Origin of the sequence: Clostridium sp. 1001275B_160808_H3 (assembly GCF_015550425.1) — a bacterium.
In the GTDB taxonomy this organism is placed as follows: Bacteria; Bacillota; Clostridia; order Clostridiales; family Clostridiaceae; genus Clostridium.
Genome location: NZ_JADNAT010000011.1, coordinates 63132 through 80162 on the forward strand (window position 1 = coordinate 63132; position 17031 = coordinate 80162).

Here is a 17031-nt window from a genome sequence, read left to right on the forward strand (position 1 = left end):
CCCTTAAAATTTATAAATAGACAATAGGTAGATTTTAACAAGTAAAATCTACCTATTTTTTTTATTGAAGTTTAATTATCTTATATTCCATGGACTTAAAGTTTATAGAATTATGTTTGTTTATATTAATTAAAGATTTATTTATTAAATCAAAACCATTTATATCAAAATTTAATTTAGCATCTATATCTTTAGTATTTTTATTTAAACATATTAAAATTGATTCATTAGGTAACTCTCTTTTAAAAATTAAAAGATTATCTTTATAATAAATAGGAGTAAATGTACCATAAATTAAAGATTTATATTTTTTTCTAAGATTTATTAATAATTTATATAAGTCTAGTAAATCATTATTTTGTTTAGAAGTGTCCCAAATCATACATTTTCTATTAAGTGGATCATCTTCTCCAGTTAATCCAATTTCATCACCATAGTAAATATAAGGTACACCTATATAGGAAAATTGAAAAACTAAGGCAAGTTTCATAGATGAAATATCAAATTGACATTCATTAATGAATCTCTTAGTGTCATGACTACCTAATAAGTTCCACATTTGACGTGATATACTATTCATATATAACATTCTATTTTCAGATAAGATATTCAAAAAATCTTCTGGATCTATTATTCCTTTAGCAAAAAAATCTACACATGCATTTTTAAAAGTGTAATTCATAATACAATCAAATTCATCACCTCTTAAAAAATTAAATCCATTATGGAATATTTCACCGATTATTATTAAATCTTTGTTTAGTGATTTAATTCCTTTTCTAAAGTTTTTCCAAAAATTATGACTAACTTCATCACTTACATCAAATCTCCAACCATCTATTCCAATTTAATTTATCCAGTACTTACCAACATTAATAAAATAATCTTGAACCTCTTCATTTGAAGTATTTAATTTTGGCATTTCTCGTATATTATTTGCAAAAGTATAGTAATTAATTTTTTTTTGATCAATAGGAAAGCTATTTATAATATACCAATCCTTATATTTTGAATTTTCACCATTTTTTATAACATCTTGAAAAGCAAAAAAGTCATCTCCTGAATGATTAAATACAGCATCAAAAATAACTTTAATACCCTTTTCATGGCATTTATCTATTAAAGATTTGGCTATTACAGTATCACCAAATGCTTCGTCGATTTCATAGTAATTGCAAGTATTATATTTATGATTAGAGCTAGATTTAAATACTGGAGTAAGGTATAGGAGATTTATTCCTAAATGTTCAATATAATCTAATTTATCTATTATCCCTTGTAAATTTCCGCCTAATACAGATTTAGAATTTATATTTTCATCTCCCCATGAAGTTGTAGTATTAGGATTATCTATATTAAATCCTTTACAAAACCTATCAGGGAAAATTTGATATACAATAGATTCTTGTAGAGTTTTAACTTCATCATATACATCATCAGGTGAGATATAAGGAAATTGAAATGAATTTGCATCAACACATTCATAAATTGATTTTCTAAAACCTCTTTCATCTAAGATATAAATATTATTATCTTTGTCTATAAGCTCAAAAATATATTTATATCTATTTTTACTAACTGATAAATCAGCTTCATAGTATGAATAAAATTCTCCTTCAGATATTAAAGACATTTCTTTTTTAATAAAAGGATAATTTCCAAATCTATCTTTATAATAAATATAACAACTATTTAAATCATTTTTAGCAGTACGGATTCTTATAGTTAAGGTATTGGTATTTTTAGCATAAGCATATGGTACATCTGTTATATGATAAACAGCAAACTTATTCATATATATTACTCCTTCTTATTGTGTACTTTAATGAAATTATATCAAAGGATATTGATTATATTTGTATATTTATAATATAATATGTATATAATTATTATGAAATGTAATTGGGAGAGAAATTATGAATGATGGATATGAAAGCTTTGAATCAGATTTTAATATTTTTAGTAACAAGATATCTTTTTTAATAGAATCTAGAAATAAAGAAGAAATTATAAGGATAGTTAAAGAAAAGCATAAATCAGAAGTTAGTGATGATGTTGACAAAGAGCATAAAAGGGATGATTTAATAATTTGGAATGCTGTATATACTAGGGAAATTATAAAGAGTGGAATTTCTAAGAAATATCTACATCCTATTTATAATAAATTTTATAGGCAAATTAAGGAAGCAAGTAATATAAGTTCATTGCAAGTTATTGAGATAAATATGATAAATGAATATATAGATTTACTAATAAATGATACAGAAGTTACTGATAGCTTTACTGTTAATAAGCTTTTGCAAGCTCTTCATTTAAATATAGAAAATCATACTTCATTAGAAACAATATGTAATAACTTAAATATATCAGTAGGATATGCATCAACATGTTTTAAAAAGCATAAAGGAATATCTATAATGAAATATTTAAGAGAAATAAAAGTTGAAAGAGCTAAAACTTTACTTTTAAGTACTGAAAAGAGCATATTAGAAATAAGTATATTATTAGGATTTCATGATCAAAGTCATTTCACTAATACCTTTAAAAAAATTGTAGGTATGTCACCATCAGAATTTAGAAATAAAAATTATTCAATATAATTACAATTAATTGAATTCAATTTAGTTTAATAATATAATTTAAAATAAGCATTTAAAAATAATATTAAAAAGGGGGCATAAAAATGTCGTTAGAATGGAGTTTAAAAGAAATATATCCATCATTTAATTCTAAAGAGTTTATTACAGATTTAAAGAAAGTTGATGAGGGAATAGAAGATCTTAAAAGCTTTGCTAAATCTACTGATGAAAAATCAAATGATGTAGTAAAATTAGAGGAATTAATAAATAAGTTAGAGAGCATAAATTTACTTATAAATAGAATAGGTGCTTATGCAAATTTAACTTTAAGTACAGATTCAAAAAATGCAGAAGGAAGAAAGTATTTAGATGTTATAAATTCTAAATATAGTCTTTTAGCAGAGCCGCTAACAAAAATTTATAAATGGATAGCAAATATAAAAGATATAGATACTTTAGTAAATTCATCAAATTTATTAAGTAAACATAAATTTTTTATAAATGAAATTAAAGAAAAAAACAAATATATGCTAAGTGAAAAAGAAGAAGCCATAATTGCTAAAATGAGAAATACCGGTTCAGATGCATGGTCAAATTATAAGGATTATTTAATATCAACACATAAGGTTGATATTAATATTGATAATGAAGATAAATCATTACCATTAACAGTTGTACTAAATATGGCTTATAGTCCAGATGCAGAATTAAGAAAGAAAGCATATGAAGCAGAAATCAAATCATATTCAAAAGTAGAAGAAGGAGTTGCAGCAGCTTTAAATGGAATTAAAGGAGAAGTTTTAACTACTTCTGAGCTTAAGGGATATAAATCACCTCTTCATATGACATTAGAAGAATCTAGAATGGATGAGGATATTTTAAATGCAATGCTTACTGCTATAAAGGAAAGCTTACCTACTTTTAGAAAATATTTAAGAAGAAAAGCAGAAATTCTAGGTCATAAAAGTGGATTACCATTTTATGATTTATATGCACCTGTTATAAATAAAGAAATGAAATTTTCTTATGAAGAAGGAAAAGCATTTGTTGAAAAGAATTTTAGAAGCTTTAGTGATAATCTAGCTGATTTTGTTGTGAATGCATTTAATAATAACTGGATAGATGTTATGCCTAAGGAAGGTAAAGTTGGCGGTGCTTTTTGTGAAAGTATAAAAGCTATAAATGAAAGTAGGATATTATTGAATTATGGTAATAGTTTTAGTGATGTTGTAACTATGGCACATGAACTTGGACACGGATTCCATAGTCATTGCTTAAGAAATGAAACTGTATTAAACTCAGAATATCCAATGACATTAGCAGAAACAGCATCTAACTTCTGTGAAATATTAGTAAAAAGAGGAGCTGTTAAAACAGCAACTAAAGAAGAAGCTTTTGCTATTTTAGAAGCAGAAATATCAGATTGTAATCAAGTAATAGTTGATATATATTCAAGATTTTTATTTGAAAGTGAAGTTTTTGAAAAGAGAAAAGAAAGTTCTCTTTCAGTAGAAGAAATTAATAATGCTATGTTAAATGCTCAAAAAGAAGCTTATGGAGATGGACTTGATAATAACTTCTTGCACAAATATATGTGGACTTGGAAGCCTCATTACTATTATGCAACAGCTAACTTTTACAACTTCCCATATGCTTTTGGAAACTTATTTGCAAAAGGTTTGTATGCTGAATATCTAAAGAGAGGTGAAAGCTTCTGCAAAGAATATGAAGAATTATTAGCTGTGACAGGAAAAGAAAAAGTTGCAGATGTAACAAAAATAATGAATATAGATGTTCATGATGTTAATTTCTGGAGAAATTCTTTGAAGCTTATTGAAGAAGACATAGAAAGATTTATTGCTTTAAGCTATGAAATAAAATAAATTTAATTTTTAAGGGATATTTAAAACACTTTAAATATCCCTTAATTATAAGTTTAATATTAAATCTCTATTTTATAAATTTATAGGGTATAAATTTATAGTAATTTTGTTTGAATTAGTTTTTATTATCAAATATATTAATGTAAGTTTATTTGAATTATTTCACTTCTACTTCCAATTCGGATAGGAGGACCCCAAGTTCCATACCCAGAAGAAACTACTACATTTAAGTTATCTTTTTTCAAATAACCATAATCTATTTCGAATATTTTATCTGTAACTACATTTCCAGGAGTAATTTGACCTTTATGGGTATGCCCAGAAAGTTGTAAATCAATATTAGCATCTAAGCTTTCATTTATATATTTAGGATTATGATCTATTACTATCATAGTTTTAGATTTATCAAGATTATGTGTTAAATCTAATAATGAAGTTCTATCATTTTCAGAAAATCTATTTATTGTAATATCATCTCTACCTATTATATAGAAGCTATCATTTATTAAAATCGATTCATCTCTTAAAACTTTGACAGAATTTTCTTCAAGAACACTTACTATTTGGTTTTCAGCTTTAGTCATTATATCATGATTACCAAGTGAGGCATAAGTACCATATGTAGACTTTATTTTTGAAAATTCGCTTCCCATATTATAATCTAAAAATGGTTTTATATCACTATCTATAATATCTCCAGCAATTATTACTATATCAGGATTTAAAGTGTTAATTTCTTTTACCATTTTAGAAAGTCTTTTGTTTTTAATTATATTTCCTAAATGTATATCAGACACCATAACTACATTTATAGGCTCTTTTAAAGATTCTTTATTTATATCTATATCAAAAGATTTTACATAAGAGTTTTTAGCATTAAAGCTTCCAATTATAGTTATTATAATAAAAATTACAGTGATTAATATAGTTTGATAAATGTAATATTTATTACTTAAATTATTTGATAAAGGTGATTTACTTACAATAATATTTATAATTCCTATAATAGGAAAAGTTAATAAAGTGTACATTAATAATCCCATCCAATATGAGCCAATTAAATAAAGAAAGTTAGTTAAATTAGGAGATATAAATTTATTAAGAAACATTGAAACTATGTATGATAAGGCCAAAGCCCAAAAAATGATCCAAAAAACCAATGGAGAAATTTTGAAAATGTAATTAAATCCATTAAGTATTTTTCTACCTACATAATAATTTATTAAAAAATATAAAAGTGAAAATATAAGAAAAATAATTATATATTTAACCTTCAATTTAATCAACTCCAAAAATAAATTTTAGATTATTATAACATAACAGTATTTTTAAACCAAACGGAATAATGAAATAATAAAAAGTGAATCTGAAAGAGTTAAGGAGATAATTCATTTATATTGAATTATTAAAAATAAAAAATTAACAACATTTATAAATAGTAAGTATTTTATAAGATTAAATTTTTAGTTTTGAGTAGTAAAATATCTGATATTGTTTAAGTATTTATTTCTTAGGTAGTAAAAAGATAATAATTTCCTAAAATGGTATTTTAACTCAATTATATTAGGAGTATAATATTTATATAATTATTTTACTGTCATAATTTGGAAAAGAAATTACATATATTAAAAGAAAAATTATAAAGGGGATTGATTTATAGTGCTTTTATTAATAATAGGGGGAATATCTATTTTTTGTGGAATTATATTATTTAAGTTTCCACCAGAAAGTATTAATGGGATGCTTGGATATAGAACTCCAATGTCAATGAAAAATAAGGATACTTGGGATGAAGCACAAAGATATAGTGGATTAACTATGATTATTTTTGGAGTGATTAGTTTAATAATAGGAGTAATATCATATAGTTTTAGAGGGTTATTGTATAATGAAAGCTTACAGTTAATTCTGATGCTTTTAGGTGCAGTTATTATGATAATATTTGATGAAATCCATTTATGGAAAGTGTTTAATAAAGATGGAACAAGAAAATAAGATTTAATATACAAACTCTAATTTATTGAGTTGACTAGTGGAACAATTTCTAACTTATGATACAATGATGTAAAAAGTAATAAAGCTAGGAGGAGTAAGTGTGTTAAATCAAGAACAAGCTTTGGTTGTAAATGAACTAGAAAAAAATATTTTACTTCTTGCTTCAGCAGGTACTGGTAAAACTAATACTTTATCAAGTAGGATTTCTAATATTATAAAAAGTAATAAAGCAAAAGCTTCAGAAATATTATGCATAACTTTTACGAATAAGGCTTGTGCAGAAATGCGAGATAGAATTGAAAAAGTTGTAGGGGAAGAGGCTAAAGATATTACTATAAGAACTTTTCATAGCTTTTGTTATGATTTAATTAAGATGGATGCGAAGAAAAGAAGCGATATATTTACTGATTTTATTGTCTTTGATGAAGAAGATTGTAGAGAAATAATAAAAGAGTGCAATTATTACAATTATCCTGTTTTTAAATTACAGCAGTTTATAGAGTTAATTAAGATAGAAAGAGCAAGGCTGGATTTATATAGTAATAATATTTTAGATGACTACAGTAAAACTATAGAAAATATACTCAAGTATAATGAAGCTAAGATAAATTTAATATGTAGTGATAAAGGTATATTAAATAGTGAAATGAAGGACTTCTTAGTTAAAAAGGGTCATTTTTTAGTTAATCTATATAATTCATTACTTTATAATAACCATGGATTAGACTTTGCAGATCTAACTTCAAAGGCAAAAGAAATATTAAAGGACGATAAGTTAGTCTTAAGCTTAAGAAAGACATATAAGTATATAAATATAGATGAAGTTCAAGATACAAGTACATTAGAGTATTTTATAATTGAAAAGATATTTAAAGAAAATAATATTTTATTATGTGGAGATATGTTTCAAACTATTTATGGCTGGAGAGGTTCAGAACCACAAAAAATATTAGAATTTTATAAGAAAGAATATAATCCTATCGAAATAGTGTTTTCTAAGAATTATAGATCAACTAAGTTTATAACTAATGGATCTTTAAGCTTTTTAAAAAATGCTTTTGAATCTGAATATAAATCATTATATAAAAATGAGATATCTTCAGAAACAAAAGAAAATGGCGAAAAAATAAAGTTAAAGATGTGTGACAATTTAAGAGATGAAGCTAGATTTATATTTGAAGAAGTTAAATCATTAAAGGAAAATGGTGAAGACATATCAAAACTTTGTATTTTAAGTAGAGATAATAATTATAATATTAAGTTAAGCAGAGAGCTTGGAAGTATAATTGGATATGAGGCTTCTGATTTTGAATTTATTTTAGTAGATCAATTTAAGTTTTTTAGAAGACAAGAAATAAAAGATATTGTTGCTTTTCTTAAACTTATTGCAAATAAATATGATAATGTAAGCTTAAAAAGAATAGTGAAAAGACTCCCAACAGGAATTGGAGATAAAACATTTGAAGTTATAGAATCAAAAGAATATAAAGAAGTTGGAATTTCTTTATGTGACTTTATAGATTTAAATGCAAGAAATTATGGAGAAAAGTATTCATTATTAATAAATGAATTTGCACAAGATAATATAATAGTCTTTGATGTTGAAAGTACAGGAACGGATGTAACAGAAGATGAAATAATACAAATAGCAGCTATAAAGATAAATAAACATGGTGAAGTTATAGATACCTTTGAAAAGTTTTTGAAAAATAACAAGTCTGTAAAATCATCATTTAATGTACATGGATTTAGTGATGAATTCTTAAGTGAAAATGGTGAAGATAAGAAAAAAGTATTAAAAGAGTTTGTAGATTTTTCAAAAGATGCTGTTATAGTAGGACATAATGTGCAATATGATATAAATATTTTAACAAGTGAATTATATAGAAATAACCTAGATGGCCCTAGATTTAAATCGTTTTATGATACATTAGATATATATAGGAGATTTTATACTAACTTACCTAATTATAAATTAGAGACACTTAGTAATAGATTTGAAACAAAAAATAAACCAAGTCATGATGCAATGGATGATATATTAGCTACTAGTGAGTTATTAGTAAGAGCAATAAATGAAAACTTAATTCCTACTTCAATGCAAAGAATAACTTATATGTCTAAGCATTTAAAATCATTTTCATATATTAATGATAAACTTAATGACTTATTTAAAGAAGCTGAACTAAAAAGGCCTCAAGATATAATTGTTGATATAATAAATAAATTTAATATAAAAACATTATATTCAGGAAGAGGAATTGAAGCAGTAAAAGAAGGAAGAGAAAAAATAGAGAGACTTAGAGATTTTTATTCACTTGTAAGAGATTTAGATGATAATACAAAAAGTAACAGAGATTTTTTATTAGATATAATTAAATTAACAGGGCTTTCAAATGGGGAACTTGAAAATCTAATTATAAATAGAACTAATAAAAAAAGAATTCCAATAATAACAGTGCATCAATCTAAAGGTTTAGAATTTGATAGCGTATTTATAGTAGGACTTCAAGAAAATACATTTCCTTCATATATGTCAATAAAGTCAAATAATCTAGAAGAAGAAAAAAGAACATTTTATGTTGCATTAACTAGAGCTAAAAGACATTTATATTTATTAACTCATCTACATGATGATTATAATAGAAAAAATGAAGTAAGTAGATTTTTAGGATATATAGATAAAGAGTATATAGAATTAGATAATGATTATTAGAAGATACTTATAGTCATTTTTATTAAGTTATAGTATAATAAAAAATATTATATAAGTTATAATGAAGAAAAAGGCTTTCAAGTAAGATATAAACTATTATATAGACTAATAGTTTAATTAATGAGATTATTATTTGAAGCAAATATAGTGATAACTGTGAGGGATAAAAATATGAAATACGATTTAAATGTATATGAATTAGGGCAATTATTAAGTAATATTACAAAAGAATATAATACAGAATTACTTTCTAAGATAAAATTGAGTGGTGGATGGATGACTATGACTGGTAAAGTATCTGTAGTATCAATTCCAGAAAATAAAGTAGTTTTAAAAGGAAATAACATAATAACATTAAATATACAAGATAATGAATGTGAAGGAAGCTTAATAAAAATTACAGGAGCTAAGGATAGTAAGTTTACTATTGATATAGCACCAACTAAATATAAGGAGTTTGGAAATACTGGATTAAATTTGAATAAGGTAAAAATAAATGAAAATGAATGTAAGCTTAGAATAGGTGAAGATATGATTTTCACTATTAGAAATGCTTCAGTTGAAAGTATATCAAATATAATAAATAATATGTAATTTTAAAGGGAAAATCTTTATGATTTTTCCTTTTTCTTTATTTTGAGAACAATAACTTTACAAGTTAATTTTTTTTATACTTATTTAAGATTAAAATTAAAAAATAAAGTTTTAAAAAGGATGAAATCTATATGGACATGCTATTAGGAGAATTGTATAATATATGAAGTTAAATATAGGAGAAGGGAATTTAAATGGAAATAAACGATATACTTCAAGTTGCAGCATATGCAGGTAAAATAATGTTAGAAAGTGGAGCAGAGGCTTATAGAGTAGAAGAAACTATGAATAGAATTTGCAACTCATTTGGAATTGAAGTAGCAGATAGTTACGCAACTCCAACAGTGATTATAGCATCAGCCTCACATAAAGGGGAAATAAAATCACTTGTAGTTAGAATTTCAAGTAGATCAGTAGATTTGCAAAGAATTCATAAAGTAAATGATTTAGCAAGAAATATATTAAATAATAAATTTACTGTAAAAGAATTAAAAGATAAATTAAAAGATATAGAAGAAGAAAAGAGATATTCAAATAAAATAACTATATTATTTTCAGCCATAGGCGCATTTGGATTTGTTTTTTTATTTGGAGGATCTTTAAGAGATGCAATTGCAGCATTTTTAATAGGAATAGTAGTTAAGTATTTTTCAATAAAAGGTGAAAATATAGGATTAAATTCATTTTTTATTACAAGTATATGTGCTGGAATTTTAGCATTTCTAGCAATTATATCTATAAAAATCGGAATAGCTATAGATATGGACAAAGTTATAATTGGTTCTATAATGCTTTTGGTTCCAGGACTTGCAATTACCAATGCAATAAGAGACACAGTTGCAGGTGATTTAGTATCTGGTCTTGCAAGAGGGGCAGAAGCATTTTTAACAGCTATTGCAGTTGCTATTGGAACTGGTGTGGTTTTAAGTTTTTGGATTGGAGCATTTGGAGGGATATAAAAATGATTATTGAAGTTCTATCAGCATTTATTGCATCATTTGCATTTGGAATAGTTTTTAATATTAAAGGTAAAAATTTGTTTTTTTCAGCTTTATGTGGTGCATTAGGTTGGTTTATATATAAGTTTTCGCTGAAGGTTGGGAGTTCTGACACAACTGCCTTATTTCTTGCGTCTGTAGGGCTTAGTGTATATTCAGAGATCTTTGCAAGAATATTAAAGACACCAGTAACTACATTTGTAATAGCAGCTTTAATACCTTTAGTTCCTGGTGGAGGAATGTATTATACAATGGTTGAAGTTATTACAGGGAATGTAATGAAATCATTAGAAACAGGAATAAAAACTTTAGCTTCTGCAGGAGTATTAGCTCTTGGAGTGATTTTAGTTTCTACAATTACTAAGACTTTAATAAGATATAATTTAAGTAAAAAAGTAAAAGTTGATCCTAAAATTAATTCTTTAAATAGTTAATGAATAAAATTTATGAAAATACAAATAATATTATCATAGTCAGAAGTTTTATTTATAATTTGACTATGACTATGGGGCGTTGCAGGACAAAATGTAACGCCTTTTGACTTTTTCCTAATAAAAACATATAATAATTAATGGCGAGAATGTATGTTTGTAGGGAGGAAGAAGAATTTGACTAAAGAAAATAACTTGAAGAAATCTTTTGAAAAAACTATGAAAAAGCATAAGGGAAATAAAAAAGCACAATTTATAACTATTATTGTATTTGGAATAATTGCAGTAATATCATTATATTTTGGCAAAGATTTAAAAAATTCCAATATAGGATCTCCAACTGGAAAATTAGAAATATCATATCTAGATGTTGGACAAGGAGATGCAGCTTATATTAGAGTAAATGATTTTGATATATTAATAGATGCTGGTCCAAGAAGTGATGCAGATAAATTAATAAAGCAATTAGAAGAAAAGAATATAGATGATTTTGAAATTGTTATTGCAACTCATCCTCATGAAGATCATATTGGAGGAATGGTAAAGGTTTTTGAAAAATATGATGTTAAAAGTTTTTATATGCCAAAGGTTACACATACAACAAAAACTTTTGAAAATATGTTAAGTGCAGTTAGTAATGAGGGATTAAAAGTTAAAGTGATAAAAGAAGGTACAAGCTTTGATTTAGGAGAAGGTGCAAAGATAGATGTGTATTCTCCAATTTATGAATCATATGAGGAATTTAATGATTATTCACCTATAATGAAATTAACTTTTGGAAACACTAGTTACATGTTTACAGGTGATGCAGAAGCTCATGCAGAACAAGAAGTTGTAGCTAAATACCCTAGTAATTTAGATGCTGATGTATTAAAGTTTGGACACCATGGTTCTAGCACATCATCAACTAAGGAATTTGTTGAAGCAGTTTCACCAGAGTACGGAGTAATTAGTTGTGGTGTAGATAATAAATATGGTCATCCACACAGAGAAACATTACAAACTATAGATCTTCATGGGATAAAAGCCTATAGAACAGATAAGCAAGGTCAAATAACAATTACATCTGATGGAAATACTATTAATGTAAAAACTGAAAAATAAGAAAAAGAGTCTGTCGCAGAAAGCTATTTAATTGTGTGACAGACTCTTTTTCTTATTCTATAACAGTCAAATCCTTTAAATCTTCCTTTGCAGATTCTACATCTTGTAAAAGTTTGTCAACTAATATAGCTATTGCTCCATCACCAGTAACATTAGTTGCAGTTCCAAAACTATCTTGAGCAGCATGAAGAGCAATCATAATTGGTTTTTCAAAGATTCCGAATCCAAGCATTGATTCTAAAATGCCTAAAGCTGCCATAACTCCACCCCCAGGAACACCAGGTGCAGCAACCATAGTTACACCAAGCATAAATATAAACGGTAGCATTAACGAAAATGTAGGCACTCTGCCAGTCATGTACATTACTGCCATAGATGTTAATACAAGAGTTATTGTATCTCCTGCTAAATGTATAGTAGCAGATAGAGGAATAACAAAATCAGTTACTTTTTCACTAACATCATTGTTATTTACACATTCTACTGTAACAGGAATTGTAGCAGAAGAGGATTGAGTTCCAACTGCTGTTAAATAAGCAGGCAACATATTTTTAATAAGTTTTAATGGATTTTCTTTCTTTATACTACTAGCAAATGAATATTGAATTAAGATATAGATTATTTGAATAGCAAATAAAATTATATAAACTATAGCAAAGCTTTTTAATGTACTAAAAATTTCACCACTAAAGCTAAGTCTAGCAAATATTGCACCAACATAAATAGGAACTATAGGTATAAGTATATTAGAAATAATCCTAGTTACTATTAAATTAAATTCATTAAATATATTTAATATGCTACTATTTTTAATCTTTGATAAGCTTACTCCCATTATAAAAGAAAACACTAGTGCTGACATAACAGTCATTATAGGTGGAATATCAATACTAAAAAAAGCATTAATTTCATTACTTGATTCTATAACTAAAGAATTTGATTCTAAAAATTTAGGTAATAAATATGATCCTATAGAAAATGCTAAAAAACCAGCGCATAGAGTAGAAATATATGCTACTGCAGTTGTAATTAACAAGGCTTTTCCTGATTTATGGCCAAGAGATGCTATTCCAGTAACTATGAATCCAATCATAATCAAAGGAATAATAAAAGATAAAAAACTTCCAAATAATTCACTAAATGTTGCTAAAAGTCTAATTGGAAAATCAATATTAAGATTTTTAAATATTATACCAAAAGATATACCAAGAACTAGTGCTATAAATATTTTTAAAATTAATGATATATTTTTCATAATAAAGCCCCCTTTTAACATAATGTACTTGATTGAAATACATCTGTATTTGAATTAACTACATAATACAATTTGAGTGAGTTAAAGTCAAGGAAAAAGTATTAATAAATTTCATAAGTGAATTAATATTTTTAAATAGGAAAACATAAATAAATATGAAGTATTTAGCAGAAGACAATATTATTTAGGAAGGAGTAAGTTATGAGTATATTAGATGTATTTAAAAAATCTTCAAATTATGAAGAAAAATTAGATGAAGCTATATATATATTAAGAGATATAGTTAAGGCAATAAAAGATTATAGTAAAGAAGATGATTTACTTGAAAGTTATCACTATTTGAGAAAGGATATTTATAATATAAATTTAGCAAGATTAGAACTAGAAAATTCATTGCTAAGAAATCATTTAAGTAAAAATGAAGATTATGAAGAGTTGTGTTACGAGCATAAATATAAATTATCCACAGTAAAAAGTGAAATGGAAACATCAATTATTGAAGCTTTATCTGCAATTAATTTACTAATAAAAAATTATAAAAACTTATATAAAACTTGTGATAAACAAACAAAGAAAAGGCTAATTGAAGGATATGATAATTGCTTAAAATATTTAAATAAAGCAAAAAAAATATTATTTGATAAAGATTCTGTAAGTAGATATATAACTGATAGAGAAGGAAAGTTACAAGAAGAGATAGATATTGATTTGAGAAATGAATATAATATTAAAGTTGATAACAGTGTTAATGGATTAATATTAAAATTAGATAAATGCAATAATGGAATAATATCAGATTTATCACAAATGGTAACTTTAGTTGGTGAAAGAAAAATAGAAAATGTATCTATGGTTTTAAAGAAGCTTAATAAAAGAGTTGAATTTACAGAAATAGTTATAAATGTGTTAAAAAATAAAAATTCAATAGAAAATAAAAATGATATTATGGAAAATTTAAATTACATAGAAAATGAAAATAACGAAGTGAAATTTAACATAGATTTAATAAGATATAATTCTAAAATAATATTAATGGATATACAGTTAAATAAACCTATAGATGCTGATAACTTCATAGAAGCAATTGATAAAGTAAAAGAAAACTGTGAAGCAATTAAAGAAAATATATTTAAAATAAATAAAAAGCTAAAAGAAAATTATCATAGGGATAAAAATGAATGCTTAGATATAGAAGATAGAGAATATAATGCTTTTTGTATAGATTCATATATACGTTATTATTATTATGATAAAGATGATATTGAAAGAGAATGGGATAATTACGAGGAAATTATAAACGGTATTGATGAAATGGGACTTTTTGAACAAGATGGATATTGCTTTAGGTATACTAAAAATGGAATGATTTTAGGTATAAAAACAAAAGAAGATGTTATGCTTGAATTCACAGATAACTGCAAAGATATTAAAATTAATGGAAAGAAAAAATATTTGAATTTAAATAAAAAATTTGAAGTAGATAAATTAATGAATTACACAAGAATAACAACAACCATAAATGAATTAAATGATTATATAATGTGTGTACTTTATATAGACAATACAAATGCAGATATATTTGTTAGAGAGCTTGAAAAAGTTAAATCTGCACAAGAAAATAAAAGAAAAGCTATTTAAGTTGCTGAAAATGATTGGATTAGAGAATAGATAATTTTATGTGAAATCTATTTTTAAAATATTAAATACAAGGGAGTAACGTTTCGTTACTCCCTTGTATTTTGTTGAATTTATTGATTATAATAACTCTTTAATATAAAATATGCAGTAAACAAATCTTTTTTATTTATTTTTATTAATTTTCTTTTCATATGAAGAATATAAAATTAAAGCTATAATAGCAAAAATTATAGGTCCTGCAATTTGAAAAATAGTAGATATATAATCTTTAGTTTCTAAAGCAGGTTGTAGTACAGTGAAGACATTAGCAAATCCAACTGTTAAAGTAACTATAATTGCGGCTACTGTTGCAAAGGAGTCCTTTTTATAAATTTCAAATGGTTTTTCAATTTCCTTTTTCTTTTTGAAAGATATAAAAGCAAATGATAAAAACATATATGGAATTGTCATTGCTACATTTCCCATTAAAACTAAATAGTTTAAAAATACACTTGCACTTTTACCACCAAAGGATGTTATAAGTATTATTGCTACTACAATAATACATTGAATCCACATTGCATTCTTATGCATATTATTTTCATCTTTTTCACTCCATGATTTTGGCCAAATTCCAGCAGGTGTTCCTTCTATCAATTGTTTTAAAGGCGAATATGCTAATGTAAAAAATGCACCAAGTAGTGCTAAAAACATTGCAAGGCCAATATATCTAGCAAACCAAGAACCAAGTATATTTATTGCATTTTGAGATAATCCTAAAACTTTTCCAATTTCCACACCTAAATTTTTTATAACTATGTAAGATACATTTGCCATATTAACTTCAGAACCTTTTAAAATACTATTCCAATTTATAAAAAATCCTGTAAATAATATTGCTAAAGAATATCCTATGGCAATTACTATTGCAGAAATTTTAATTCCTCTTGGAAACGTAACTTTAGGATTTTCAGTTGAATCAGCTAATCCTCCAACAACCTCAAGACCACCATAAGCAAATAAGGCAAAAACTAAAAAACCTAAAATTCCTAAAGGTGATTGATATGATGGATTAGGTGATGTTATAAATGCATTAATATCAATGGGTTCCGCAAACTTAAACTTATTTCCAATAAGGACTATTAATCCACCAATTATTAAAACTAAGTTAGCACTAGTTACAAATATTCCACCAACAGAAGCTACTTTAGCAATTCCTTTAAGCCCTTTTGATGAAATAAATGTTATTAATATAACAAAAATTGATCCTAGTATAGCAAGTGTTCTTGGTGCATTTAATCCAAATAAAGACCAAGTAGAAGTATTATCTGATCCAAAAATTAAATTTGATAAAGGAACCCAAATTGAAGATGATACATTAACCATCCAAATTAAATAAGAACTATACCACATAAATGTACCAACAAAGGCATATTTAGGACCAATTGATTTATCCATCCAAGTATATATTCCACCACTTTCGTTTCTGAAGGCTGCCCCATATTCAGCCATCATAAAAGCATATGGTAAAAAGAAAAAAATTGCTGAAAATAGATACCAAGGTATTGCTGAATATCCCATTAAATAAAACGCTCTAGGAATATTATTAAATCCGTAAACTGATGTGAAAATCATTAATATAAGTGCGGATAAGGTTAACTTACCACTATCTAATTTTTTATTTCCCACGATTAAACCTCCTTAAATTACTAATTAAAATTATTTTGTTCAATATTGGAGTAATATATTAAGGGAAGTTTACCCATTTTTAATGTTATAATTATTAATAACTTTTGCAAAGATATGATATAATTTACTATGGAATTATATATTGGTTAATTTGTAAAATACTAAAGAGA

12 protein-coding genes and 1 pseudogene are annotated in these 17031 nt (G+C 25.2%); 9 read left to right on the forward strand and 4 right to left on the reverse strand.

Annotated features, from left to right (window positions below; all coding sequences use genetic code 11):
* Positions 1-61 precede the first annotated feature (61 nt).
* Positions 62-1795 (reverse strand): annotated as a pseudogene (locus I2A75_RS09885) (glycoside hydrolase family 13 protein).
* A 121-nt stretch (positions 1796-1916) separates the two neighbouring features.
* On the opposite strand from I2A75_RS09885, the gene I2A75_RS09890 reads away from it, so the two are divergent.
* Together I2A75_RS09890 and I2A75_RS09895 are read left to right on the forward strand one after the other, a co-directional pair.
* Complete coding sequence (locus I2A75_RS09890; RefSeq protein ID WP_195264307.1) at positions 1917-2600, forward strand: AraC family transcriptional regulator; 684 nt, start codon at positions 1917-1919, stop codon at positions 2598-2600.
* Between the two features lie 83 nt (positions 2601-2683).
* Complete coding sequence (locus tag I2A75_RS09895) at positions 2684-4462, forward strand: M3 family oligoendopeptidase (RefSeq protein ID WP_195264308.1); 1779 nt, start codon at positions 2684-2686, stop codon at positions 4460-4462.
* A gap of 137 nt (positions 4463-4599) precedes the next feature.
* Here I2A75_RS09895 and I2A75_RS09900 read toward each other — a convergent pair whose 3' ends face one another.
* Positions 4600-5493 carry a metallophosphoesterase gene (locus I2A75_RS09900; RefSeq protein ID WP_243242134.1) on the reverse strand — a complete coding sequence of 298 codons (894 nt, stop codon included), beginning with the start codon at positions 5491-5493 and terminating at the stop codon, positions 4600-4602.
* A 628-nt stretch (positions 5494-6121) separates the two neighbouring features.
* Between I2A75_RS09900 and I2A75_RS09905 the strand changes: the two genes are divergently transcribed.
* The 6 genes from I2A75_RS09905 (at position 6122) to I2A75_RS09930 (ending at position 12300) form a co-directional block, all read left to right on the forward strand.
* A complete protein-coding gene (locus I2A75_RS09905) occupies positions 6122-6457 on the forward strand; it encodes an SdpI family protein (RefSeq protein ID WP_195264310.1) in 336 nt (111 codons plus the stop codon).
* 100 nt (positions 6458-6557) lie between these two features.
* Positions 6558-9173 (forward strand): 3'-5' exonuclease, encoded by a 2616-nt coding sequence (locus I2A75_RS09910; protein WP_347707765.1) that lies wholly within the window; start codon positions 6558-6560, stop codon positions 9171-9173.
* Between the two features lie 171 nt (positions 9174-9344).
* Complete coding sequence (locus tag I2A75_RS09915; RefSeq protein ID WP_195264311.1) at positions 9345-9767, forward strand: UDP-N-acetylglucosamine pyrophosphorylase; 423 nt, start codon at positions 9345-9347, stop codon at positions 9765-9767.
* Positions 9768-9961: 194 nt separating this feature from the next.
* Positions 9962-10726 (forward strand): threonine/serine exporter family protein, encoded by a 765-nt coding sequence (locus tag I2A75_RS09920; protein WP_195264312.1) that lies wholly within the window; start codon positions 9962-9964, stop codon positions 10724-10726.
* 2 nt (positions 10727-10728) lie between these two features.
* Positions 10729-11199, forward strand: coding sequence for a threonine/serine exporter family protein (locus I2A75_RS09925; protein WP_195264313.1), 471 nt, complete (start codon positions 10729-10731; stop codon positions 11197-11199).
* 216 nt (positions 11200-11415) lie between these two features.
* Positions 11416-12300, forward strand: a complete 885-nt coding sequence (locus I2A75_RS09930) for a ComEC/Rec2 family competence protein (protein ID WP_195264367.1) — start codon at positions 11416-11418, stop codon at positions 12298-12300.
* 52 nt (positions 12301-12352) lie between these two features.
* Here I2A75_RS09930 and I2A75_RS09935 read toward each other — a convergent pair whose 3' ends face one another.
* Entirely contained in the window at positions 12353-13555 is a 1203-nt protein-coding gene (locus tag I2A75_RS09935; protein WP_195264314.1) for a dicarboxylate/amino acid:cation symporter, read from the reverse strand.
* Positions 13556-13756: 201 nt separating this feature from the next.
* Between I2A75_RS09935 and I2A75_RS09940 the strand changes: the two genes are divergently transcribed.
* The gene (locus tag I2A75_RS09940) at positions 13757-15193 is read left to right on the forward strand and encodes a hypothetical protein (RefSeq protein ID WP_195264315.1); all 1437 of its coding nucleotides are present in this window, start codon (positions 13757-13759) and stop codon (positions 15191-15193) included.
* A gap of 162 nt (positions 15194-15355) precedes the next feature.
* Here the strand turns inward: I2A75_RS09940 and yjeM are convergent, their stop codons facing one another.
* Entirely contained in the window at positions 15356-16861 is a 1506-nt protein-coding gene (yjeM, locus tag I2A75_RS09945) for a glutamate/gamma-aminobutyrate family transporter YjeM (RefSeq protein ID WP_195264316.1), read from the reverse strand.
* Between the last annotated feature and the right edge of the window lie 170 nt (positions 16862-17031).

Bases quoted from the DNA above. Each gene is read 5' to 3' on its own strand.
- I2A75_RS09890 (WP_195264307.1), top strand. From the start codon at position 1,917: ATGAATGATGGATATGAAAGCTTTGAATCAGATTTTAATATTTTTAGT.
- I2A75_RS09895 (WP_195264308.1), top strand. From the start codon at position 2,684: ATGTCGTTAGAATGGAGTTTAAAAGAAATATATCCATCATTTAATTCT.
- I2A75_RS09900 (WP_243242134.1), bottom strand. From the start codon at position 5,493: ATGTACACTTTATTAACTTTTCCTATTATAGGAATTATAAATATTATT.
- I2A75_RS09915 (WP_195264311.1), top strand. From the start codon at position 9,345: ATGAAATACGATTTAAATGTATATGAATTAGGGCAATTATTAAGTAAT.
- I2A75_RS09920 (WP_195264312.1), top strand. From the start codon at position 9,962: ATGGAAATAAACGATATACTTCAAGTTGCAGCATATGCAGGTAAAATA.
- I2A75_RS09925 (WP_195264313.1), top strand. From the start codon at position 10,729: ATGATTATTGAAGTTCTATCAGCATTTATTGCATCATTTGCATTTGGA.
- I2A75_RS09930 (WP_195264367.1), top strand. From the start codon at position 11,416: ATGAAAAAGCATAAGGGAAATAAAAAAGCACAATTTATAACTATTATT.
- I2A75_RS09935 (WP_195264314.1), bottom strand. From the start codon at position 13,555: ATGAAAAATATATCATTAATTTTAAAAATATTTATAGCACTAGTTCTT.
- I2A75_RS09940 (WP_195264315.1), top strand. From the start codon at position 13,757: ATGAGTATATTAGATGTATTTAAAAAATCTTCAAATTATGAAGAAAAA.